This is a genomic window from Desulfovibrio sp., assembly GCF_019424165.1.
Lineage (GTDB): Bacteria > Desulfobacterota > Desulfovibrionia > Desulfovibrionales > Desulfovibrionaceae > Desulfovibrio.
Genome location: NZ_JAHZAA010000008.1, coordinates 26,142 through 48,252, shown reverse-complemented (window position 1 = coordinate 48,252; position 22,111 = coordinate 26,142). Strand labels below are relative to the sequence as shown.

Here is a 22,111-nt window from a genome sequence, read left to right as displayed (position 1 = left end):
CCTCAAACAGCAGCGGGACCAGCGCAGGTTCGGCGATATTTGCGGTTTTCGCGTCAGGACGCATAGGCGCAAGGCGGCTGCCCCTTTTCGCGGGCAGGACAGAAATAACGGCAAAAACAACAGCAAAGGAGGCACGCATGAGCGATATAACCTGGTTTGGACACTCGGCCTTCAAAATCAGCAACCATGACGTACATGTGGTTATTGACCCCTTTCTGGCTCCGCAATACGGGCTTGGCGTAGATGATGTGGGCCGCGCCGACCTTGTGCTTCTGACCCACGACCACGGTGACCATGTGGGCGAAGCAGTAACCATATGCAAAAAAACCGGAGCCATGCTCGGGGCCATCGTCGGCACGGCGCAAAAGGCCGCCGCCGGTCTGCCCGACAGCCAGATACTCAACGGCATCGGCTTCAACATGGGCGGCACCCTCGCCTGCAAGGGCGCGAGCATTACCATGACTCCGGCATTCCACACCACTGACTCGGGCTGTCCGGCGGGCTACATCGTGCGCATGCCCGACGGCCTCACCGTCTACCATTCCGGCGACACATGCGTTTTCGGTGATATGGCCCTGTGGGGGCAGCTCTACTCCATTGATGTGGCCCTGCTGCCCATTGGCGGCGTTTTCACAATGGACGCATCGCAGGCGGCCCTGGCCTGCAAGCTGCTCAACTGCAAAAATGTGATCCCCATGCACTGGGGAACCTTTCCCGTGCTGGCGCAGGACACCCGGGACTTTGAAAAAGAACTGGCAAAACTGGACCTGCCCTGTTCCTGTGCGGTTATGGCCCCGGGGCAAACGCGTGCCTTTTCTCCGGGCCGCTGACAGCAGCCGTAACCAGCATAAAAAATACAAGGCCGGTCCGCCAAATGGCGAACCGGCCTTTTCTGATTTTTATAGCCACGCAGCACTCCCCTGCCGCAGGGCTGTTCCGGGCAAACGCCCTCCACCACCTGTTTTCAGCCCTACCTCGAAATGAGCGAAAGCGCCATCTGGGGCATGCTGTTGGCCTGCGAAAGCATGGCCACAGCGGACTGGGTGAGGATCTGGTTGCGTACGAACGCCGTCATTTCCGTGGCCACGTCCACGTCGGAAATGCGGGATTCGGCAGCCTGCAGATTCTGTGACTGTGTGGTCAGGTTGGAAATGGTGTTTTCCAGCCTGTTCTGCAACGCGCCAAGGTGCGCGCGGATCTTGTCCTTGGAGATCACGGCATCGTTCAGGCCCACAAGAGCCTTCTGCGCGGCTTCCTGCGTGGAAACCGTGTAGGCGGCAGACGCCGAATCGGCCTGGTTACCCACACCCAGGGCAGAGGCGGTGCTGTTGCCTATCTTGATGTAGTAATAGTCTTCGGCCGAGTCGTTCATGCTGCCGAAGTGCACCTTCAGCTTGCCGGTGGCTGTCAGGTCGCTGCCGTTGTGCGTATCGCTCGACAGGTTGCCGTTCAGCAGATAGATGCCGTTGAAGTCCGTGGCATTGGCGATTCGGGTAATTTCCGAAGCCATGGCCTGGTACTCCGATTCGATCATCAGGCGCTGTGTGGAGTCATAGGTGCCGGTGGCTGCCTGTTCGGCCAGTTCCTTCATGCGTATGAGCTTTTCGTCAATAACGGCCAGAGCGCCGTCAGCGGTCTGGATGAGGGAAATGGCGTCGTTGGCGTTGCGGACACCCTGCTGCAGAGCGGCGATGTCGGTACGCATCAGTTCGCGGATGGCGAGGCCGGCGGCGTCGTCGGCCGCGGAGTTGATGCGCAGGCCCGTGGACAAACGCTGCACCGAATTTGACAGGTTGCCGTAGTGCGATGTCAGCGTGTTGGCCACCTGGGTGGCCATCTGGTTATGATTGATATACATACATTCCTCCATGAATGCTGTACGTCACAGGCGGCGCGAAATGCCAACGCGTCCTTGCGTATACCGCCTTTGCTTGCTTTATCGGCCGTTGGCGTCAGGACATTAGAGCAGTTTTATTTTAGAGCGGGTTGTTCCTGAAAATGCTTATCCCCCCTGGCGCCTGCAACAGACGCCCGCCGCCAAACCGCAAACGCGGCGCCTGCGCGGCCAGAGCCGGGGCAAGCGCCGCAAAAGGTTGATACAGTAGCTTCTTAACGAAAAAATGCTCCCCCCTGCATAAAAAGCGCCTTCCGGCGGCAGCCTGCACAAAAAAACCGCTTCATTTCAGGTCTGTGCCGGTAGCACGGGCCTGCCTGATGCGGATTTTTGCCGAAAAAACATTTCATCCGAAGCCGCACGGGCAAAAAGCAGATCCCCGCCACAATAGCGGGGATCTGTGTGGGCCGAAGCGCAGGCCCGCTGGAGGAGGAAGCCTTTCACCCGGCGCGGAGCTGTACAATATTGCCGGCGGGCAAGTCCCTGCCTGATCAGGGGCAAGTCCATACTGCCTTTTTTGAGCACGCCTGAAAAAACATCTCCCCCATCAGGTAGATATCATTCCGTTCCTGTCAACACACATGCAAAGCACTCCGTATGCACAGCAGGTGGCCCTACGGCCGCAAGCACTGGACGACGAAGTGTTGACGCTTTTTCCCTGAAAAAAAATGGCATGATTCCTGCTGTATCCCCTGGCACAGGTTTCCGGGCATTTTTTGCCCATAGCTGCCACGAGGCTGTGGGAGCAAAAAACCCGTAGTTTTGGGGCTTCGCAGCGGCGATGGGCCGTTACGAAGAAATCAACAACCGTCATCCGTTCGTCAGTACGAACACTGTGCGGCGACAGCCCGCAAGGAAGCGGACGCGCGCAAGCATCGCCGGGCATGCAGAACATTCAGGGAGGAATGTCATGTATATCAATCACAACCAGATGGCCACCCAGGTGGCCAACACGCTGACATCGCACTACGGCAATCTGTCGTCCTCGGTGCAGCGCTTGTCCACGGGCCTGCGCATCAACTCCGCGGCTGACGACGCCGCCGGCCTCGCCATCCGCGAACTGATGCGTACCGACATCGCCGCTCTGCAGCAGGGTGTCCGCAACGCCAACGACGCCATTTCCCTCATCCAGACCGCTGACGGCGCTCTGGCCGTTATTGACGAAAAGCTCATACGCATGAAGGAACTGGCCGAACAGGCAGCCACCGGCACCTATGACTCCACACAGCGCCTGATGATCGAATCGGAGTACCAGGCCATGGCTTCGGAAATTACCCGAATCGCCAATGCCACGGACTTCAACGGCATCTATCTGCTGAACGGCAACCTGTCGAGCGATACGCACAACGGCAGCGACCTGACAGCCACCGGCAAGCTGAAGGTGCACTTCGGCAGCATGAACGACTCGGCCGAAGACTATTACTACATCAAGATAGGCAACAGCACCGCCTCTGCCCTGGGTGTGGGTAACCAGGCCGATTCGGCGTCTGCCGCCTACACGGTTTCCACGCAGGAAGCCGCGCAGAAGGCTCTTGTGGGCCTGAACGATGCCGTGATCTCCAAGGACAAGATCCGCGCGCACCTTGGCGCGTTGCAGAACAGGCTGGAAAACACCATTTCCAACCTGACCACACAGTCACAGAATCTGCAGGCTGCCGAATCCCGCATTTCCGACGTGGACGTGGCCACGGAAATGACGGCGTTCGTACGCAACCAGATCCTCACCCAGTCCGCTGTGGCCATGCTTTCGCAGGCCAACAGCATGCCCCAGATGGCTATGCAGCTCATCGGCCGTTAAACCGCCACCAGGCGACTGGTTGAGGGCGTGCCACAGCACGCACACCAAATATCCCCGGAGGGTTTCCTCCGGGGATATTTATTGGGGGACATTTTCAAGACGTTGCCGCCCCAGCGGCTTTTCTGCAAAAACGGCCCCTGGAGCATTGTTACTTTAACCTGCGTGCCTGACAGCAGAACAGGGGCGCCCCGCACACCTGGCGTTGCTGCCTGTTCCCCCAACCCGCACCGCAACCGGAGAAAATACCCGGCGTGCCGGGTACGCCTCGCGCAGCATCATACCACGGATTTGCCGCAAAAATCCGCGCCGGGCAGTCAGATATGTTCCATGTGACGCGGCGCTAAGCCAGCGCCGTCAGGTCATATTCGGTACTTTCCACAATGTCGCATTCCACCAGCGCTCCTGGCGCAACGCCAGGGCCGCTCACATAGGTGATGCCGTCCACCTCAGGGGCCTGAAGCCATACGCGGCCGCTGTGCAGGCCCGGCCATTCAGGATGCGGCGCATCCACCAGCACCTGCATGCGACTGCCCACATGGGCCGCCAGCAGGCGCTCGCTGATATCCGCCTGTATGTCCATAAGGGTGTCGCGCCGCCACTGCTTGACCGCATCCGGCACCTGATCCGGCAGGGTCGCCGCTTCTGTGCCGTCTTCAGCCTGGTAGGCAAATACCCCCACATGCTGAAAAGCGCTTTCTTCCACAAAGCGGCACAGACTTTCAAACTGTTCGTCCGTCTCGCCGGGATAGCCCACAATAAACGTGGTGCGCAGAGCCGCATGCGGCAAAATTTGCCGCACGGCATCCAGCACGCGCCGGGGATTGCCCGCAAAAGGCCTGCCCATGCGTGAAAGCACATCGGGATGGGCATGTTGCAGGGGAATATCCAGATAAGGCAAAAGCGGCGCCCCGGTATCGCGTATCAGGGTAAGAAGTTCCGGCGTCACTCCGCTGGGGTACAGATAGAGCAGGCGCAGCCAGGCCAGACCGTCCAGCGCGGCAAGTTTTTCCAGCAGGGACGGAAGGCCGTTTTTCATGCCCAGATCCGCACCCCAGGCCGTCAGGTCCTGGGCCACAAGGGCCAGCTCGCGCACCCCCTGCCCCAGCAGAGCGCGGGCCTCGTCCACAATATCTTCGGCTGGCAGCGAATGCAGCCCCCCCCTGATGGAAGGAATGGTACAAAAGGCGCACTTGTGCCGGCAGCCTTCGCCCACCTTGAGCCACGCATAGGAAGGCCCGGTGGAAAGCAGCCTGCCGCCGCCGGGCATACGCACCGGCGGCGGGGGCAGGGCCAGAGCCTCGGCCACCATGGCGGGCCAGCGGGCCAGGTCAGCCGTGGGCAGCCACAGATCCACTTCGGGCAGATCTTCAGCCAGATTTTCCGCGCCGTACCGGCCCACCATGCAGCCGCCCACGGCCAGCAGGGGCTTTTTGCTGCAACGGCCCAACCGCTGGCCCGCGTCCAGAACGGCGCGCACGGATTCGCGCACGGCGGGATCAATAAAACCACAGGTATTGATGAATACAAGGTCAGCGCGGCCCATGTGCTCCACATGGCTCACAGGCGCGCCCAGCGAACCGAGCAGGCGCTCACTGTCGACCCTGTTTTTGGGACATCCCAGGCTCAACGACCAGACCTTGATTTTTTTCTGTTTGTTTGCACTTGTCATGAGGGGCATCCTACAGATGTGCCTGCGGCTTGTCACCAGTGCGGCTCATTTGCAAAACGCCGGGTCCGGTGCTAGGCTCAAGACTTGACAGCCCGGCGTTAGCGCCGTATCCGTGCGCAACCAAACAAGCGTTGCTTATGAAAAACAAACCCATCCCAACCGACATCAAAAAAAATTTCGCTGTAGCCCCCATGACATGCCTCGCAAGCGGCAGGATGGAAGAGCAGTGTTATTCAGGCGTGCTACGCAGCGTCTACGCCGAAATATACCTTCTGGACTTTGAAAAAGACGAAGCGCGCGAACTGTACAGGGGCGATGACACGCTTCTGGCGCCTTCGGGCGAATTCACCCTGTCAGAGCTCTTTACCGAGGCTTTGACCAGGCTTGTCCACCCTGACGACCACGATGCGCTGCTGCGCTTCTGGGACCCTCTGTCCAGGCAGGGCCTTGAAAAAAACGGCCTGCCGTTCTCAACGCTTGACGTGCGCAGAAAATGCCACGACCTGAGCTACCGCTGGACGCGCATTACCGCGTTTCCCGTCCGTCAGCCCGGCGGGCACTTCATCTACCTTGTCTGCGTGCAGGATGTGGACGACCTCAAGCGCGCGGCCACCATTGTGCGTGAAAACGAGCTTCTCCAGCAGCAGAAGCTCGACAACCTGCGCTACAAGGCCGTGGTGGACCATACGCGCACGCTGGTGTTCGAGTGGCGCAATAATGATCTGACCTACATCAGCCCCCGCGTAGGCGAACTGCTGGCCGGAAATTACGATGGCCGCATTCCCTTTGATGTCTGGCGTGAAGACAATGTCCTGTACAGCGGCGACAGTGCCGCCTTTGACACCTGCCTTTCACGCCTGGCCCTGGGCATACGCTCCGGCGAAATGACCCTGCGCCTGCTGCGCCGCCGCGACGGGCAGTTCATCTGGTGCAAGGTCACCTATACCTGTCTGGCGGACGACAGCCCGGGCGACCGCTACATCGGCACCATCAACGATGTGGATGCCGCCACCCGCACAGAGCAGGCCCTGCGCCTGCGGGCCGAGCATGATCCCCTGACAGGGGCGTACAATACCCAGACATTCTTTGAAAAGGTCGAAGCCCTGCTGCGCGAGTACCCCACAGAGCCGTACTCCATCCTGCGCTTTGACGTGGCGGGCTTCAAAGCCATCAACGAAGCCTTCAGCCTGGAAGAAGGCAACCGCCTGTTGCGGGCCATCGCCCGCCTCATCCGCCAGCGCATCAACACCCAGTGCGAGGCTTACGCCCGCCTTACGGCCGACGTGTTTGCCGTGTGTATTACTGGCGACATCAGCCGGATAAAAAATTTCATCCACTCCCTTTCCCGCAGGCTCGAGCACTACTCCGATACCTTCAGGGTCAAGCTTTTCTTTGGCGTCTGCCAGGTGGAAGACCGCCGTACTCCGGCCCATGTGCTCTGCGACTGGGCCTATCTGGCGCAAAAAACCATCAAGGGCAGCGACCTTGCCAATTACGCCTTTTATGACACCGCGCTGCGCCAGCGCCTGCATGACGAAAGCTACATTACCGACCAGATGTACCGCGCGCTGGAGCAAAAGCAGTTCAAACTCTACCTGCAACCCAAGGTGGAACTGTCGAGCGGCCGTATCGTGGGGGCAGAAGCGCTTGTGCGCTGGCAGCACCCGCACGACGGGCTGATCCTGCCCGGCCGCTTTGTGCCGCTTTTCGAGCGCAACGGCTTTATCGTGCGGCTCGATGAATATATCTGGGACCTCACCTGCCAGAACCTGCGCATGTGGCTGGACAAGGGGTATAAACCCATGCCCGTCTCGGTAAACATGTCGCGGCTGCACTTTAATGACGGCGCTCTGACCAAAAAACTGGTCCAGCTTACAGACAAGTACCGCCTGCCGCGCCACCTGCTTGAACTGGAGCTTACCGAAAGCGCCTTTTTCAAAAATGAAAAGGCCCTCATTCACATCATGTGTGAACTGCAGGCCGAAGGCTTTATTTTTTCCATGGATGACTTCGGCACGGGCTATTCCTCACTGAGCACCCTGCGCGCCCTGCCGTTCAACATCGTCAAGCTGGACCGCGCCTTTATCAGCGACGGCACAGACAACGAACGCGGCCAGATTGTGGCCCGCAATACCATTGCCCTTGCCAAGGACCTGCACATGCATATCGTGGCTGAAGGCGTTGAAACCCTTGATCAGGCCCGCTTTCTGCTCAGTTGCGGCTGCAACTGCGCCCAGGGCTTCTACTATTCCCAGCCGCTGGACAAAGACGCCTTTGAGGTGCTTTCCTTTATTCAGGAAAAAGCCTTCTGGGTGGACCCCCTGCTGGATAACGACGCCCGCAATCTGGGCCTGCCCCTCAGCGACGAAAAGCCTTTCTGCGATTTCTAGCTCACCCGCCGTTGAGACCGTGCATTCTCAACCCTGCACGCTCAAAAACACCGCCTGCCCGTGCCAGCGTTTGGCTGCGCAGGCCTGCGGCGTGTTTCCCGGTCGCAAACTTTTACCAGCGGCTCAAGCCGCGTTGCGGCCCCTGTGGCGGGCGGCTGATCCCGTGTCCAGGCACAGCGTGGCCCGGACAGGCGCTCACCAGCCGGAAGTGCCGCCCCCGGCGGAGTACCCTTTACAGGGGCAGCCGCATAAGCCGTATGGTATTGGGCTGGATGTAAAGAAGCTTTTCCTGACATATATCCCGCACGCTGGTGACAAAACTGTCTTTGCGCACGTTCAGCACAGCCTCGGCCTCATGGCTACAGTCAAAAAGGCGCAGCACGTTGTTTTTCAGGCTGTCGGCAGTTGTCCAGTGGCGGTTCATGGGCGGCCCGTCAGGCGTAAGATGCCGTAAAAAACGGAAAACAAGCGCCCGGTTGCCGCCGCCGTTAAGCCACTGGTCAAAACAGTCCCACACCTGGTCCACTGAAGGATCCTGATCTGTGCCGAAAGGCTGGCGCACGTCCAGGGGGAAGATGCGGCTCTGGGTCCGGAGCATGCCGTCCACCAGGTCGCAATAGTCCGTTTCCTGCTCCAGCGCGGCCCGGAACGCCGCAGGCGAGGCCGCAAGGGCCATAAGCGTGTCATTAAGGATTTCGCGCGCCTTGAGCACCCGGATGCTGTGGGTAAGCCGCAGGGCATTAAGCACGGCGTAGATGGCGCAGAAGGTGTCGAGTTTGCCCTGATAAAAGGGTTTCAGCATGAAGATCCTCCCGTAGTTCTTATGCCCACTGCCGCCCTGCCGGTCAAGGCAGAATGCGCCTCGCGGCCCTGGCCCCGCGCTGCCCGCCCTCCGGCGCTGCGGCGCGCTTTTCGTAACGCCGACTTTTCCTTTACAACCGTGGTCTGTACGTGTATAAAAGGTCATTCATAAACCATATCACAATACCTTGATATGCAGATATTTACTACGCCTCAGCAACTTGCGGCCCAGTGCCGCGCCTGGCATGCGCCCGGGGACGATATCGCCCTTGTGCCCACTATGGGCTATTACCACGCCGGCCATGAAGACCTCATGGCCCATGGCCGCACCCTGGCCAAACGCCTGGTGGTAAGCCTTTTCGTCAACCCCGCCCAGTTCGGTCCCGGTGAGGACCTGGCCGCTTACCCGCGCGACGCCGAGCGTGATACGGCCATTGCCGCAAGCCACGGCGCTGACGCCATTTTCATGCCCGAACCGGGGAGCATGTACGAAGCCGACCATGCCACCTGGGTCGAAGTGCCGGAGCTTGCCAGGGGCCTGTGCGGGCAAACCCGCCCCACGCACTTTCGCGGTGTCTGCACGGTGGTGCTCAAGCTCTTTATGCTGAGCATGGCAGACGTTGCGGTTTTCGGCCAGAAAGACTGGCAGCAGCAGGCCATCATCAGGCGTATGGTCCGTGACCTGAACCTGCCCGTGTGCATTGAAACCCGGCCCACCGTGCGCGAAACCGACGGCCTGGCCCTGTCTTCGCGCAATGTCTACCTTTCGCCGGAAGAACGCGCGCAGGCGCCGCAAATCCGCCAGGCCCTGCTCCATGCCCAAAAGCTCGCGCAGGAGGGGGCAGGCAGCGCATCCCTGCTGCGTGAGGCCGTATTGCGCCGCTGGGCGGAGCTTCTGCCCCTTGGCCGCCTGGACTACCTCAGCATAGTGCATCCGGAATCACTGGAGCCGCTTGACGAGGTAACAGGCCCGGCCCTTATGGCCTGTGCCGTGCGCATGGGCAAGGCACGCCTTATCGACAACATTCTTTTACGCTCGTAAACCACCGCGCCTGCCGCGCGTCCCTTCCAAGGAGAACAGCATGCAGACCAAGGGCAAATATTTTTTCACCTCTGAATCCGTTACCGAAGGCCACCCCGACAAGGTGGCCGACCAGATATCCGACGCCGTACTGGACACCCTGCTGACGCAGGATCCGGACGCGCACGTGGCCTGCGAAACGCTGGTCACCACGGGCATGGCTGTTATCGCCGGCGAAATCAGCACCACCGGCTACGCCGACCTGCCCACCGTGGTACGCGAAACCATCAAGAACATCGGTTACAACAGTTCCGAAATGGGCTTTGACTGGCAGACCTGCGCCGTTATTTCCACCATCGGGCACCAGTCTCCGGACATTGCCCAGGGCGTGGTGCGCTCAAAGCCCGAAGATCAGGGCGCAGGCGACCAGGGCATGATGTTCGGCTTTGCCTGCAATGAAACCTCTACCCTCATGCCTGCCCCCATTTACTGGGCGCATCAGCTTTCACAGCAGCTTGCCAAGGTGCGCAAGGACGGCCTGGTGGACTTTTTCCGCCCGGACGGCAAGACCCAGGTGTCTTTTGAATACCAGGACGGCAAACCCGTACGCATCAACAACGTGGTGGTCTCTACCCAGCACGCGGCCAGCGCAAGCCAGGACGATGTGGCCGAAGCCGTGAAAAAACACGTCATCCGCCCCATTCTTGAACCTTCGGGCTATTTCAACGAAAAAGACTGCGAAATTTTCATCAACACCACCGGGCGTTTTGTGGTGGGTGGCCCCATGGGCGACTGCGGGCTTACCGGCCGCAAGATCATTCAGGACACTTACGGCGGCAGCGGTCACCACGGCGGCGGCGCGTTCTCCGGCAAGGATCCCTCCAAGGTGGACCGTTCCGGCGCATACATGGGCCGCTACATTGCCAAAAACGTGGTGGCCGCTGGCCTTGCCCCGGTGTGCGAAGTGCAGATCGCCTACTGCATCGGCGTGGCCCAGCCTGTGAGTGTGCTTGTTTCCTCGCAGGGAACCAGCGAAATTCCTGATGAAATCCTCACCAAGGCCGTGCGCGACGTTTTTGACCTGCGCCCCTATTTCATCACCCAGCGCCTTGATCTCAAGCGCCCCATCTATCAGAAGAGCGCCTGCTACGGCCACTTTGGACGCGAGCTGCCCGAATTCACCTGGGAAGCCACCGATGCCGTGGCCGACCTGCGCACCGCCGCCAAGGTGTAAGCGGAAAAGCAGCAACGCTTTGGGTTGCGCTGTCAAGAATTGCAGTGAGCGCCTTGTAAATCTTACGCATGCAGATGCTGAAAATCAGCGCGCTCTGACTGATACGAGAGGGGGAACTTTTTCCAGAAGTTCCCCCTCTTGCTTCGTCATTTTCCACAAAAATCTTTTCCGGAACCACTTGAAAATTTTCTGGCTGCGCAACTTGCGCCTGGTCAGCGCGCGTACCGGGCAACACGCCCGGCAAGCGCGGACTGCCCCTGCCCGCGTGTTCATGCCTGCCGCCGGCATCCCTTTTCATGCGCGCCTTGCCAGCCGCGCCGCCCTTTCCTATACTGGCCGGATTGCAGCCGCCGTATGGCGGCCCGAATCCTATTTTCTGTCCAGCGCGAGGTACACCATGGCCGGAAACACCTTTGGGCGCGCCTTGCGCCTGACCACCTTCGGCGAGTCCCACGGCCCCGGCCTCGGCGGTATTATTGACGGCTGCCCTGCCGGTCTGGAGCTGACCGAAGCACATATCCAGGCAGAACTGGACCGCCGCAAACCCGGCCAGGGGTCCACGGCCACCAAACGCAAAGAGGCCGATACCGTGCGCCTGCTTTCCGGCGTTTTCGAGGGTTGCACCACGGGAACCCCCATTGCCTTTTTCATTGCCAATGAAGACCAGCGCTCCCGCGATTACGGCAATCTGGCCGAAGCCTTTCGCCCAGGCCATGCGGACTGGACGTATTTTCAGAAATACAACGGCCTGCGCGACCACCGGGGCGGCGGGCGCTCTTCGGGGCGCGAAACAGCCGCGCGTGTTGCTGGAGGCGTTATTGCCAAAAAAATCCTGGCGCGGCGCGGTGTGACGGTTCTCGGCGGCTGCGTTGAACTGGGCGGCGTTGCCGCGCCCCTTTGGGGACTGGACATGGACGGAGCCGCGGCACGGCCGTATTGCGCCGCAGCGCCCTCTGCCGTCAGCCAGTGGGATGCGCTGGTGGCCGAAGCCCGCAAAGCCGGAGAAACCCTGGGCGGCATTGTGCGTATTGAAGCACGCAACGTGCCAGCCGGCCTTGGCGAACCTGTTTTTGACAAGCTTGATGCTGTGCTGGCCCATGCCGTCATGAGCGTGGGCGCGGTCAAGGGCGTAGAGGTGGGCGAAGGCTTTGCCGCAGCAGCCCTGCGCGGCTCGCAAAACAACGATCCCCTGCTTCCGGCGGATGCGCCGGAGCCGGGCAAGGCGCGCTTTGCCTCCAACCATGCGGGCGGCATCCTGGGCGGCATATCCAGCGGACAGGATATTGTGCTGCGCGCCGCCGTCAAACCCATAGCCTCCATAGCCGTTACGCAAAAAACCGTGGACAGGCAGGGCCAGCCCGTGGACATCCTCATTGGCGGGCGTCACGACCTGTCCGCCATTCCGCGCATCGTGCCCGTTCTTGAGGCAATGACAGCCCTGGCCCTGGCAGACGCCCTGCTTTTACAGCAGCGCATGGGCCTCGGCCTTTAAGGATATATCATCGCCATGAAGGACATGCCCCTGCTGCAAGACCCGGATGCCGTTGAAATTTCCGGCACTGTGGAGCGCGTTATCTTTCATAACGAAGAAAACGGCTATACTGTACTGCGCCTTATGCCTGGCAGCGTCAACAGCGGCGGAGGCGACGGCGGCCTCACCCGCCCGCGTGACTCCGTAAGCTGCGTGGGCCACATGGTCAATCCGCAGGCGGGCGTGCAAATGAAGCTCGGCGGCCGTTGGGTCAATAATGCCCGCTTTGGCCGCCAGGTGGAGTTCAGCCACGCTGAAGAAATGCTGCCCGCCACCAGCGAGGGCATACGCCTGTACCTGTCTTCTGGGCTTATCAAGGGCGTGGGCGAAGAGATGGCCACGCGCATCGTCAAGGCTTTCGGCACAGACACCATCCGGGTGCTGGATGAAGAGCCGGAGCGCCTGCTCAAGGTGCGCGGCGTGGGGCAAAAAAGCCTGGAGCGCATACGCGCATCGTGGGGCGAACACCGCGGCATACGCGACCTGCTGCTTTTTCTACAGCCACACGGCATCACCCCGGCCTATGCTGTGCGCATTTACCGCGCTTATGGCGCGGATGCCCTGGGCATCGTGCGCGAAAACCCCTATCGCCTTGCCATGGATATCCACGGCATAGGCTTTGTCACCGCCGATGCCGCGGCCCGCAAGCTGGGCTTCGAGCATGACCACCCGCTGCGCATACAGGCAGGCACACTCTATGTGCTGCAAAAAGCCACGGATGACGGCAACGTCTACCTGCCGCAGACCGCGCTTATGGAGGCCGTATGTGCGCAACTGGGCGTTGACGAAGCCCTTGTTTGCGACGCGTTGGCCGCCCTTGAAACGGACGAGCGCATCGTGCGCGAAGACATGGACATGCCCGGTCCCGACGGTACGCAGCCTGAAACAGGCGTGTACCTGCGCCGCTATTTTCACTGCGAGTCCAAAACCGCGTTCTACCTGCAACGGCTTATGCGCTCGCCCAAATCCATCCGATTTGAAAACCCCGACGCGCTGGTGGACAAGGTGGTGGGTGAACTCAACATATCCCTTGCGCCGGAACAGCTCGAAGCCGTGCGCACCTCCGCCCGCAGCAAGGTCATGGTGCTTACGGGCGGCCCCGGCACGGGCAAGACCACCATCATCAACGCCATTATCAAACTTTTTGCCGAGGTGCGCGCCCGCATCCTGCTGGCCGCGCCCACAGGGCGTGCCGCCAAGCGTATGGCCGAAACCTCGGGGCGCGAGTCCCGCACCATCCACCGCCTGCTGGAATACAGCCCCAAGGAAGACGGCTTTGCCCGCAACGAAGACAGCCCCCTGGCCTGCGGTCTGCTGGTGGTGGACGAAGCCTCGATGATGGATACCCTGCTTTTTTACCACCTGCTCAAGGCCGTTCCCCTGGGGGCGACCCTTGTACTGGTGGGCGATGTGCACCAGTTGCCCTCGGTGGGACCGGGCAATGTGCTGGCCGACATCATCGCCTCCGGCGTGGTTCCCGTGGTGGAGCTGACGGAAATCTTCCGCCAGTCGGCGGAAAGTGAAATTATCTGTAACGCCCACCTTATCAATCGCGGCGAGGTTCCTTCGCTGGAGTCCAGCAAAGACCGCCTTTCGGACTTTTACTTCATCCACCAGAATGACCCGGAAAAAGCCGCCGACCTTATGGTCGACCTGGTGCGCAACCATATTCCGCGCCGCTTCGGGCTTGACCCGGTGGACGACATCCAGGTGCTTACCCCCATGCACAAGGGGGCCGTGGGCGCGGGGCATATGAATGCGCGCCTGCAGGAAGCCCTGAACCCCAACGGCCTTGAAGTGCGGCGCGGCGAACGCGCCTTTCGCCTGCACGACAAGGTCATGCAGATACGCAACAACTACGATAAGGACGTGTTCAACGGCGACATGGGCCGGATCAGCTTTCTTGACCTTGCCGACCGCACCCTGAGCGTCACCTTCGATGATCGCGTGGTTCCTTATGAATTTGATGAGCTGGACGAACTCGCTCCGGCCTACGCCATATCCATCCACAAATCCCAGGGTTCTGAATATCCCGCCGTGGTCATACCCATAATGATGCAGCACTACGTGCTGTTGCAGCGCAACCTTATCTATACCGGAGCCACACGCGGCAAAAAGCTTGTCATTCTGGTGGGCGAATCCCGCGCGCTGCATATGGCTGTCAAAAATAACAAGACGCGCAAGCGCTACACCCGGCTGGCCGAACGGCTGGCTCCCGACGAGTAAAAACAGGATGTTTCCGGGGCAGCCCCCGGCCAGCTTCAGCCGCGCCAAGCCCGGCTGGCTGCAAACATTTCAGGCCGTCCGCATATGCGGACGGCCTGTTTATTACGTGTGTGGAAATGCAGCTTTCCGGCATGTATTATCATACTTCCGGCAACTGTCTGCCTGCTGCCTACGCGGAAATGGCGATGCTTTCATCCCCAAGGCCATGCCGCCAGGCCACCAGGTCTTCCACGCTGCACAGGGGAATGGAATGAGCCACAGCAAAGGCCGCCACCTGTGGCAGGCGGGCCATGCTTCCATCATCCAGGGTCAGTTCGCACAGCACGCCGCAGGGCGCATGTCCGGCCAGACGCATGAGGTCAACCGTGGCCTCTGTATGCCCCCGCCGCGCCAGCACCCCGCCGGGCTTTGCCCGCAAGGGGAACACATGGCCCGGACGGCGCAGATCCGCAGGGCCTGCATTTTCCGCCACAGCGGCCTGAATGGTCGCCACGCGGTCAGCAGCGGAAACCCCTGTGGTCACGCCTGTGGCGGCCTCGATGGAAATGGTGAAAGCCGTTTGCTGGGTATTGGTGTTGTGCTCTGTCATCATTGGCAGATCAAGGCGGCGGGTGTACTCGTCTGTAAGGCACAGGCAGACAATGCCGCTGCAATGCCTTATGAGCATGGCCATTTGCGGCACAGTGATGGTCTGGGCCGGAAAAATGAGGTCACCTTCATTTTCGCGGTCCTCATCATCTACCACCAGAACGCCGCCTCCGGCGCGCAAGGACGCCAGGGCCTTCTGTACCCGCTCGTGCGAGCTGCCAAAAGAATCAAGGGAAAGTGAGGGCTGATGCATGCCGTTCTCCTTTTCCGGCTGGTGCCGGGAGAGGGTGCATCAGGGCGTGGACGGGCCGCTCAAAGGAGTGCCGCCGAAAACTTCAGCCCAAGGCGAAAGTTCACACACGGCAGCAAAAACCCGGCGCACATGCGCAAGGCCATTGGCGGCTGCAACCGTTCTCTTCCATCCGGACTATTACCGTCGGCTTCGGATTCACACCGAATCTGCTGACCCCAACATGGGCGCTCGCGGGCTGCCGGCAGCCATTAGGCCGCCAGATCACCGCCGGTGGGGACTTGCACCCCGCCCTGAGAAACATGAAAAGCATACGCTTTCACCCCCGGTTGTGCAAGATGTCGCAGACGGAAAAAAGATATGGATGCCGGATCGTTTGGCGAAAAAATCGCAAAAACGCCGCGCCAGATGAATGCAGGTGAATGCAGATAAACAGGACAGGTCGAAAAAATACGAACGCGCAAACCTGAAAAGATCAGGCCGGAAAAACAAAAGCCTCAAAGCAAAACAGGTCCACGCCCGGTTCTCGCCAACACCCCTTGGGCAAACCGGCCTTGAGGCAAAGATTATCCAGATACTCCAGGCGGCCCCAGCCCTGGTCCACAGGAACCTGCGGCAGAAAAACGCCACTGTGTCCCTGCCATTGCAGGACAAGGCCGTGAAGCCCCACCGTTATTTTTTCGGGGTTCGGGCAGGACTGCAACGCCCCCAGCACAGAAATCTCGAGTTCGGCCTTGCGCCACTCTTCCAGCGTCAGGGGAGAAAAACGGGGATCGCTGAAAGCGGCCGCTGCGGCCAGATGCCAGACACTCTTGTACAGAGGTTCCCGGCCGACAATATTGCCGATGCAGCCTCGCAGGGTACGGTTGAGAGTGACGGTCACAAACGCGCCAAGGGGGCGCAGCAGAGGTGCTTGAAGCCTGTTCAGGGTATCCGGCGGTTCGGGGATGGAAGGCACGGCCTTGCCCAGCAGACCAGCTTCAATGGACATCCTGGCCTGGCGGCTTAAAAAATTTTTCTCCGCATCCGTAAGGCTGAACGAAATGCCCATGCTCACTCCTTGCCGTATCAGTTTTGCGATATAGTGCAAAATAATACCGTACAAAGCAAGAAATGCCGCAACAGCAGTTACGGCATTTCTTCTATAAGGCTTTCACGCAAAGGCTGACGCGCCCCGCGAAGGCCATGAACGGGTCAAACCCGGCGCTTGGAAATTTTTAGCCGCAAACAAGATACACAGACTTTTTATTGCGGAAACGAACAGGCCGGTTCCACAATAGCGAGCCGGTTGTGACGCTGCATGCGGCTAAAAAGGCCAAACGCTAGTCTTCGCCTTCAGCGTGGGACTGCTTGCCGGCACCCTTCAGGCCATACATGGTGGTGGAACCGGAAGACCAGAACTCCAGCACTTCTTCGTTAACCAGCTTGGTGAGGATCTTCTTCACGTCGCGGGGACCTTTGTCGGGGAACAGGTCCGTAAAGTCCTTGAAGTAAAACTTGGACTTGGAGGCGGCTTTGCTGTTCAGAAAATCAACAACAATATCTTTGTCGTCAGCCATGGTGATTCTCCTGTCCCGGCGGCGCTGGTGCGCCGCCGGGGTTAAACAAGATAGTCCTAGAACTTGAACTGCGTGCTCTGCCGCCAGGTATAGTAGGCAGGGTCACGGAAGTCGTCGATAAGGTGGTGGGTGAACTCAAGACCGGTCAGCTTGAAGAAGGTTTCCCAGCCGATGCGCTCAGCCCAGTCGCCCAGGCGTTCGTACTTGTTGGCATTGGCCGCGTACACTTCAACGATGTGCTTCACGGTTTTGGTCAGCGAGGGCCAGCGGGGCGGTTCGTTGGGGATGTAGCCCACAACGACCTTGGAGAACTTGGGCATGCTGATGCGGTTGGAAACCTTGCCGCCCACCATGATGGCAATGCCGTCGCCTTCGCCGTCCGAGATGGGCAGCGCAGGGCACATGGTGTAGCAGTTACCGCAGTACATGCAGCGTTCGTTCTTGATGGCGATGGAGTTCACCTTCTTGCCGTCAAGCTCCACCTTGGTGGGACGAACGGCGGCAGTGGGGCAAGCGGCCACGGCCAGGGGAATTTCGCACAGCTGGTCAGTCCACTCGTGGTCGATCATGGGCGGCTTGCGGTGGATACCCACAAGGCCGATGTCGGAGCAGTGCACCGCGCCACACATGTTGATGCAGCAGGCGAGGGCAATGCGCACGGGGGCGGGCAGACGCATGGACTTGAAGTCCTCAAACACAACGTCCATCACAGCCTTGACCGGGCCGGAGGCGTCGGTGGCAGGCGTGTGACAGTGCACCCAGCCCTGGGTGTGTACCATGTTGCTGATGCCGGCACCGGTGCCGCCCACGGGGAACTTGAACGAACCGCCGTCAAACTTGCGGCTGCTCAGGTCGTCGCGCAGGGCCTTCATGCCTTCTTCGCTGTCCACCATAAACTCAATGTTGTTACGGGTGGTCCAGCGCAGATAGCCGCCGCAGTACTTGTCGGCGATGTCGCACAGTTCACGGATCAGCGTGATGGACATGGTACGGGTTCCGCCCACACGGACGGTGTAGCACTTGTCGCCGCTTTCGGCCACGTGCAGCAGCACGCCGGGCTCAAGAATCTCATGATAGAGCCACTTGCCGAAGTTGTTTTTGATGATCGGCGGAAAGTATTCGTCATACTTGTGGGGGCCGATGTCAGTGATACGGCCTTCCATCGGTTTTGCGGGATTGTACCCGGAAGAAATAAATGCCATGTTCTTCTCCCCCTTTGACTAGCGTTGATGGCGTTTGCGGTAAGCGACGAGGTCACGGTCCCAGCCACCGGTAACTTCTTCTTCCTTGAAGAAGATGTACGGGTTGGAACGGGGTTCCTTGACGTGGTAGGCGGCAGCAGGAGTGTCGGTGACTTCCAGCAGTTTCTGGAAGGACAGACGCTTCATGGTTTCACCCACGCGTTCGCGGTTTTTGCCTTCTTCCATCCACCAGTCCCAGATCTTTTCGATGACTTCTTTGACGTCATCGTAGGGAGCTTCACAGGAGACAAAAGGCACGAGCAGCGAACCCATCTGGGCGCCGTCAACCACGGGAGCCTTGGCGCCCACGAGGATGCTCGCGCCGCGCTCGTCGCCGATGTGCAGGGCGCGGGGCATGGTGTTGATGCAGTGCATGCAGCGCACGCAATCAGCGGTCTTGATGGAAAGCTTGGAACCGTCCCACTTCATGCACTGGGAGGGGCAGCGGTCCACCACTTCTTTCTGCAGGTCGAACTTGCCCCAGTCGCGACCGGAGTGAGCACCGGCGTTGGGAGCAAACTCACCGGCCACATAAGCCTTCACGGCTTCCTGGTCGATTTTGATGTCGTCCTTCCAGGTGCCGACCACGGCGAAGTCGGAACGCGCCATGGCGCACACGCAGCCGTTGGGGCAGCCGTCGAACTTGAACTTGAACTTGTAGGGGAACGCGGGGCGGTGCAGTTCGTCCTGATAGTCCATGGTCAGCTGGTAGCACATGTCCTGCGTGTTGTAGCAGGCATATTCGCAGCGGGACTGACCGAGACAGGCTTCGGGCGTACGCAGGTTGGAGCCGGAGCCGCCAAGGTCCACGTTCATTTTGTGGGTCAGTTCGTGGAAGATTTCTTCAAGCTGGGCGGTCTGGGTGCCAAGCAGCACGATGTCACCGGTGGAACCGTGCATGTTGGTCAGGCCGGAGCCGCGCAGGTCCCATATGTCGCACAGATCACGCAGGAATTTGCTGTGATAGTACTTGGCAGCGGGCTGGGCCACACGCATGGTGTGGAAGTGAGCCACGCCGGGGAACATTTCGGGCTGGTCGCAGTAACGGCCGATAACGCCGCCACCATAACCGAACACGCCCACGATGCCGCCGTGCTTCCAGTGGGTTTCCTTGTCATTGTAGGAAAGCTCAAGCACACCCAGCAGGTCTTCAGGGCAGTCCACGGGGATCTGATAATCAAGACCCTTGGGATTCTCGGCCCGGTAGGCCGCTTCCTGCTTGATGTCGGACACAAAGCTCGGCCAGGGGCCGCTTTCCAGCTGGTCCAACAGGGGGGTTGCATGTTTCGCCATTGCCATACCTCCACATGGTTTGTTTGTATCACGCAGCGCGTGATGTACCGGTCAAGTGCGGCGATCCGGGGCTGGCGCCTGAGCGCACTCCGCACCGGGCGCGGGTGGAAACAAAAAAGTTTCCTGCCGACGGGTATTGCCTCCCGCCGCAACGCGCCCGCCCCGTGAAATACGGGACGCCCCAAGGAATCGCGTAAGACGGGCGAGTCAAAACCTCGGCCCCTCTAGGCCGCAACGCGGTCAACTCACTACATAGCGCAATTTTGCGCCAATGACAACCTGGGCGGGATTATATGCGCAAATTATGGGCGCAAAGCCCGGAGCGCAAGCCCTTGCGCCCTGAGGCGCAAATATCGCCCCGGTGTGCCCCGTCTTTATATGGCCTATGAATACCAATTTTTTTGCCATTTGTGCAACTTTTTTTCGCCATATGTACATTTTTTCACATATACAGTGCTTCCGGCCTTGGCAAATCTTCTCTTTTCAGCGTACACTGCGCTGCATATTATCGAACAGCCGCCGTCATTCCGGCGTTATTTTCAAGGAATCCTCCCATCATGAAAGACGAACTCGGTTTGTACTACCACCCCCAGGCGGGCAACAGCCTTTCCCGCGTCTATGTGCGGCGCGGCGAGCACGGCGAAGTGGAGTTTCGCCTCTGGCGCTCCGACATGCCCGAAGTATGGGACCGCCACCCCTGGCTCAGCATGAGTGTCGTGCAGGATGCCGCCCAGCTTTACCAGCAGGAACGCAACTCCGAAGCTGACCCCCTCAAGCTTTATGACCTGGCAGTGGCACGGGCGCTCCTCAAGGAGGACGAGGCGTGAAAGGGCGCTGGCTGTTAGCCAACCGCGACTTTCTTGTGCGTGACCTTGTGCGCGACTACTGCACGGTCTATCACACGCTTTCTGCCCAGCGCCGCCGTTTTGAACTGGACGGGGCCGTGTCGTACACGGCCCTGCGTGACCTTTTGGGCGAAGCCATGCGCAAGGGCGTGTTCTGGCGGCTGAAAGACACTGCCCACCTGCTTTTCCGCAACGGCTCGTCCAACGGCGATGTTGCCCCTGTGGACACACCCGCGCCTGTGGCCGCCAACCCCGGCCCGGCTGGCGGAACTCCCGCGCCGGACACAGGCCCCTGCCAGGGCGCGCAGGCCGCCCGCGCCGAAACGGAGCAGATTGAACACCTGCGCCGCCACGCCCAGAACATCCTGCCAGGCGGCACCGAGGGCATAAAAGCTCTTGAGGCCCTTATTGACTGGTGCATCGGCTATGCCTTTCATGAATGCGTCAAGCTGAAAGAAGACGCCTTTCAGAACCAGCACTACGCCAACCGGCTCATACAGATATCACGGCATGACGCGGTAACCGCCGAAATGTACAATCCTTTGCGCGGTCTTGGCGGGCAGACTGCGGAAAGCTCTTCACGCGAGCTTTCACGCATAAGCCACGTGCTTTCCCACGGCCTGCGGCTGCTCGCCCAGTACCTCGTGATCGAAAAGCACAATACCCACCTGGCCCGCTGGCTTGCCAGCGAAGAGCAGATGGCCGCGCAGGCCTTTGGTGCGAGCTACGAGCTCCTTCTGGACGCCCTGTACGGCCCGGGCCATGAAAATCTTTACCTGCTGGCCGCTCGTGACTTTCTTGAAGCAGGACGCCGTGAACCGGCCATTGCCCTGCTTGAAGGCGCACGCGGGCGGGGCCTGCTGCGCGGCCCGGGGCAGGACATGCTGTGCCGCCTGCTCAACGAGGGCGCCTCCGGCATCTGCGCCAGTTGCGGCAAAAGCGCCGAGTTCCCCTGCCTGCCCTACCTCGCCCCTGTGGAGACTACCAAAGTATGACACCGGCCCTCCGCACCCTGCGGACCTGCCTCATCCTTGCTCTCTGCGTTCTGCTCTTTTCCGGCTGCGGCTCACGCGGGGGCGGCTCGTGGCGCAAGGGCGGCGTTACCGGAACCAAGCCCTATACCGTGCGCGGCAAGACCTATTATCCGCTCAAATCCGCCCACGGCTTTGTGGAGGTAGGCGTGGCCTCGTGGTACGGTCCGGGCTTTCACGGCAAAAAAACGGCCAACGGCGAACGGTACAATCAGTACGCAATGACAGCCGCCCACAAGCTCCTGCCCCTGGGTACAAAGGTGCGCGTGACCCACCTGGGCAACGGGCGTAGCATCATTGTACGCATCAATGACCGTGGCCCCTTTGTGGGCGACCGCGTTATCGACCTCTCGCGCGCCGCGGCAACGCGCCTCAATATTGTGGGGCCGGGTACGGGGCGAGTGCGTATCCAGAGCCTGGGCGGCGTGCCGCAGATGCGCGACGACGGCGATTTTACAGGGGCCTATTATGTGCAGGTGGGTGCTTTCGCCAACAAGGGCAATGCCGCCCGCCTGACCCAGACCCTTGCCAAGGCAGGCCACAAGAGCCGGATGCGCTACGGCAGCAACAATATGTGGAACGTACAGGCAGGGCCGTGGCCGGATTCTTTCGGTGCGCAAAAGCAGCTTGAAATTTTCAGTATTCTCTATCCCGGCTCATTTGTTGTGGGCGACTAGAGCAGCCAACGGTTAAAACCGCCCTCGCCCAAGCCGAAGCGCCTGCGCCACACGAGCTGACAC

General features: G+C 60.1%; 18 protein-coding genes and 1 riboswitch. Of the genes, 10 read left to right on the top strand and 8 right to left on the bottom strand.

Going from position 1 to position 22,111, the window contains the following annotated elements:
• Positions 1-137: 137 nt before the first annotated feature.
• Positions 138-830, top strand: coding sequence for a metal-dependent hydrolase (locus QZ377_RS04945; protein ID WP_291440083.1), 693 nt, complete (start codon positions 138-140; stop codon positions 828-830).
• A gap of 140 nt (positions 831-970) precedes the next feature.
• Here QZ377_RS04945 and QZ377_RS04940 read toward each other — a convergent pair whose 3' ends face one another.
• Positions 971-1,858 carry a flagellin gene (locus QZ377_RS04940; protein ID WP_291440080.1) on the bottom strand — a complete coding sequence of 296 codons (888 nt, stop codon included), beginning with the start codon at positions 1,856-1,858 and terminating at the stop codon, positions 971-973.
• Positions 1,859-2,804: 946 nt separating this feature from the next.
• Between QZ377_RS04940 and QZ377_RS04935 the strand changes: the two genes are divergently transcribed.
• Positions 2,805-3,692 (top strand): flagellin, encoded by an 888-nt coding sequence (locus tag QZ377_RS04935; RefSeq protein WP_291440078.1) that lies wholly within the window; start codon positions 2,805-2,807, stop codon positions 3,690-3,692.
• Between the two features lie 340 nt (positions 3,693-4,032).
• Here QZ377_RS04935 and rimO read toward each other — a convergent pair whose 3' ends face one another.
• Positions 4,033-5,361 carry a 30S ribosomal protein S12 methylthiotransferase RimO gene (gene rimO, locus QZ377_RS04930; protein ID WP_291440076.1) on the bottom strand — a complete coding sequence of 443 codons (1,329 nt, stop codon included), beginning with the start codon at positions 5,359-5,361 and terminating at the stop codon, positions 4,033-4,035.
• A gap of 191 nt (positions 5,362-5,552) precedes the next feature.
• Between rimO and QZ377_RS04925 the strand changes: the two genes are divergently transcribed.
• Entirely contained in the window at positions 5,553-7,751 is a 2,199-nt protein-coding gene (locus tag QZ377_RS04925; RefSeq protein ID WP_291440074.1) for an EAL domain-containing protein, read from the top strand.
• A 232-nt stretch (positions 7,752-7,983) separates the two neighbouring features.
• On the opposite strand, the gene QZ377_RS04920 is transcribed toward QZ377_RS04925, so the two are convergent.
• A complete protein-coding gene (locus QZ377_RS04920) occupies positions 7,984-8,553 on the bottom strand; it encodes a hypothetical protein (protein ID WP_291440072.1) in 570 nt (189 codons plus the stop codon).
• 192 nt (positions 8,554-8,745) lie between these two features.
• Here QZ377_RS04920 and panC point away from each other — a divergent pair, with 192 nt between their 5' ends.
• The 4 genes from panC (at position 8,746) to QZ377_RS04900 (ending at position 14,564) form a co-directional block, all read left to right on the top strand.
• A complete protein-coding gene (gene panC, locus QZ377_RS04915) occupies positions 8,746-9,594 on the top strand; it encodes a pantoate--beta-alanine ligase (RefSeq protein ID WP_291440070.1) in 849 nt (282 codons plus the stop codon).
• Positions 9,595-9,634: 40 nt separating this feature from the next.
• Entirely contained in the window at positions 9,635-10,807 is a 1,173-nt protein-coding gene (gene metK, locus QZ377_RS04910) for a methionine adenosyltransferase (RefSeq protein WP_291440068.1), read from the top strand.
• A 397-nt stretch (positions 10,808-11,204) separates the two neighbouring features.
• Positions 11,205-12,299: a chorismate synthase gene (gene aroC, locus QZ377_RS04905; protein WP_291440124.1), complete on the top strand. Its 1,095-nt coding sequence runs from the start codon at positions 11,205-11,207 to the stop codon at positions 12,297-12,299.
• Positions 12,300-12,314: 15 nt separating this feature from the next.
• Entirely contained in the window at positions 12,315-14,564 is a 2,250-nt protein-coding gene (locus tag QZ377_RS04900) for an ATP-dependent RecD-like DNA helicase (RefSeq protein ID WP_291440066.1), read from the top strand.
• A 169-nt stretch (positions 14,565-14,733) separates the two neighbouring features.
• Here the strand turns inward: QZ377_RS04900 and ribB are convergent, their stop codons facing one another.
• The 5 genes from ribB to dsrA form a co-directional block, all read right to left on the bottom strand.
• Entirely contained in the window at positions 14,734-15,405 is a 672-nt protein-coding gene (ribB, locus tag QZ377_RS04895) for a 3,4-dihydroxy-2-butanone-4-phosphate synthase (protein ID WP_291440064.1), read from the bottom strand.
• 153 nt (positions 15,406-15,558) lie between these two features.
• Positions 15,559-15,707, bottom strand: a riboswitch (FMN riboswitch).
• 170 nt (positions 15,708-15,877) lie between these two features.
• Positions 15,878-16,453: an AmmeMemoRadiSam system protein A gene (amrA, locus tag QZ377_RS04890; protein WP_291440061.1), complete on the bottom strand. Its 576-nt coding sequence runs from the start codon at positions 16,451-16,453 to the stop codon at positions 15,878-15,880.
• A gap of 271 nt (positions 16,454-16,724) precedes the next feature.
• Complete coding sequence (locus QZ377_RS04885) at positions 16,725-16,961, bottom strand: dissimilatory sulfite reductase D family protein (RefSeq protein ID WP_015939294.1); 237 nt, start codon at positions 16,959-16,961, stop codon at positions 16,725-16,727.
• A 56-nt stretch (positions 16,962-17,017) separates the two neighbouring features.
• Positions 17,018-18,163, bottom strand: coding sequence for a dissimilatory-type sulfite reductase subunit beta (gene dsrB / locus QZ377_RS04880; RefSeq protein WP_291440058.1), 1,146 nt, complete (start codon positions 18,161-18,163; stop codon positions 17,018-17,020).
• A gap of 18 nt (positions 18,164-18,181) precedes the next feature.
• Entirely contained in the window at positions 18,182-19,495 is a 1,314-nt protein-coding gene (gene dsrA / locus QZ377_RS04875) for a dissimilatory-type sulfite reductase subunit alpha (protein ID WP_291440056.1), read from the bottom strand.
• A gap of 557 nt (positions 19,496-20,052) precedes the next feature.
• Here dsrA and QZ377_RS04870 point away from each other — a divergent pair.
• Genes QZ377_RS04870 through QZ377_RS04860 form a run of 3 tightly spaced genes read left to right on the top strand, consistent with a single transcriptional unit; the run spans position 20,053 to position 22,048 of the window.
• Entirely contained in the window at positions 20,053-20,322 is a 270-nt protein-coding gene (locus tag QZ377_RS04870; RefSeq protein ID WP_291440054.1) for a hypothetical protein, read from the top strand.
• Positions 20,319-21,335: a hypothetical protein gene (locus tag QZ377_RS04865; RefSeq protein ID WP_291440052.1), complete on the top strand. Its 1,017-nt coding sequence runs from the start codon at positions 20,319-20,321 to the stop codon at positions 21,333-21,335. Before QZ377_RS04870 ends, QZ377_RS04865 begins: the two co-directional genes overlap by 4 nt.
• Positions 21,332-22,048 (top strand): septal ring lytic transglycosylase RlpA family protein, encoded by a 717-nt coding sequence (locus tag QZ377_RS04860; RefSeq protein ID WP_291440051.1) that lies wholly within the window; start codon positions 21,332-21,334, stop codon positions 22,046-22,048. The genes QZ377_RS04865 and QZ377_RS04860 overlap by 4 nt, the downstream gene beginning before the upstream one ends.
• Positions 22,049-22,111 lie beyond the last annotated feature (63 nt).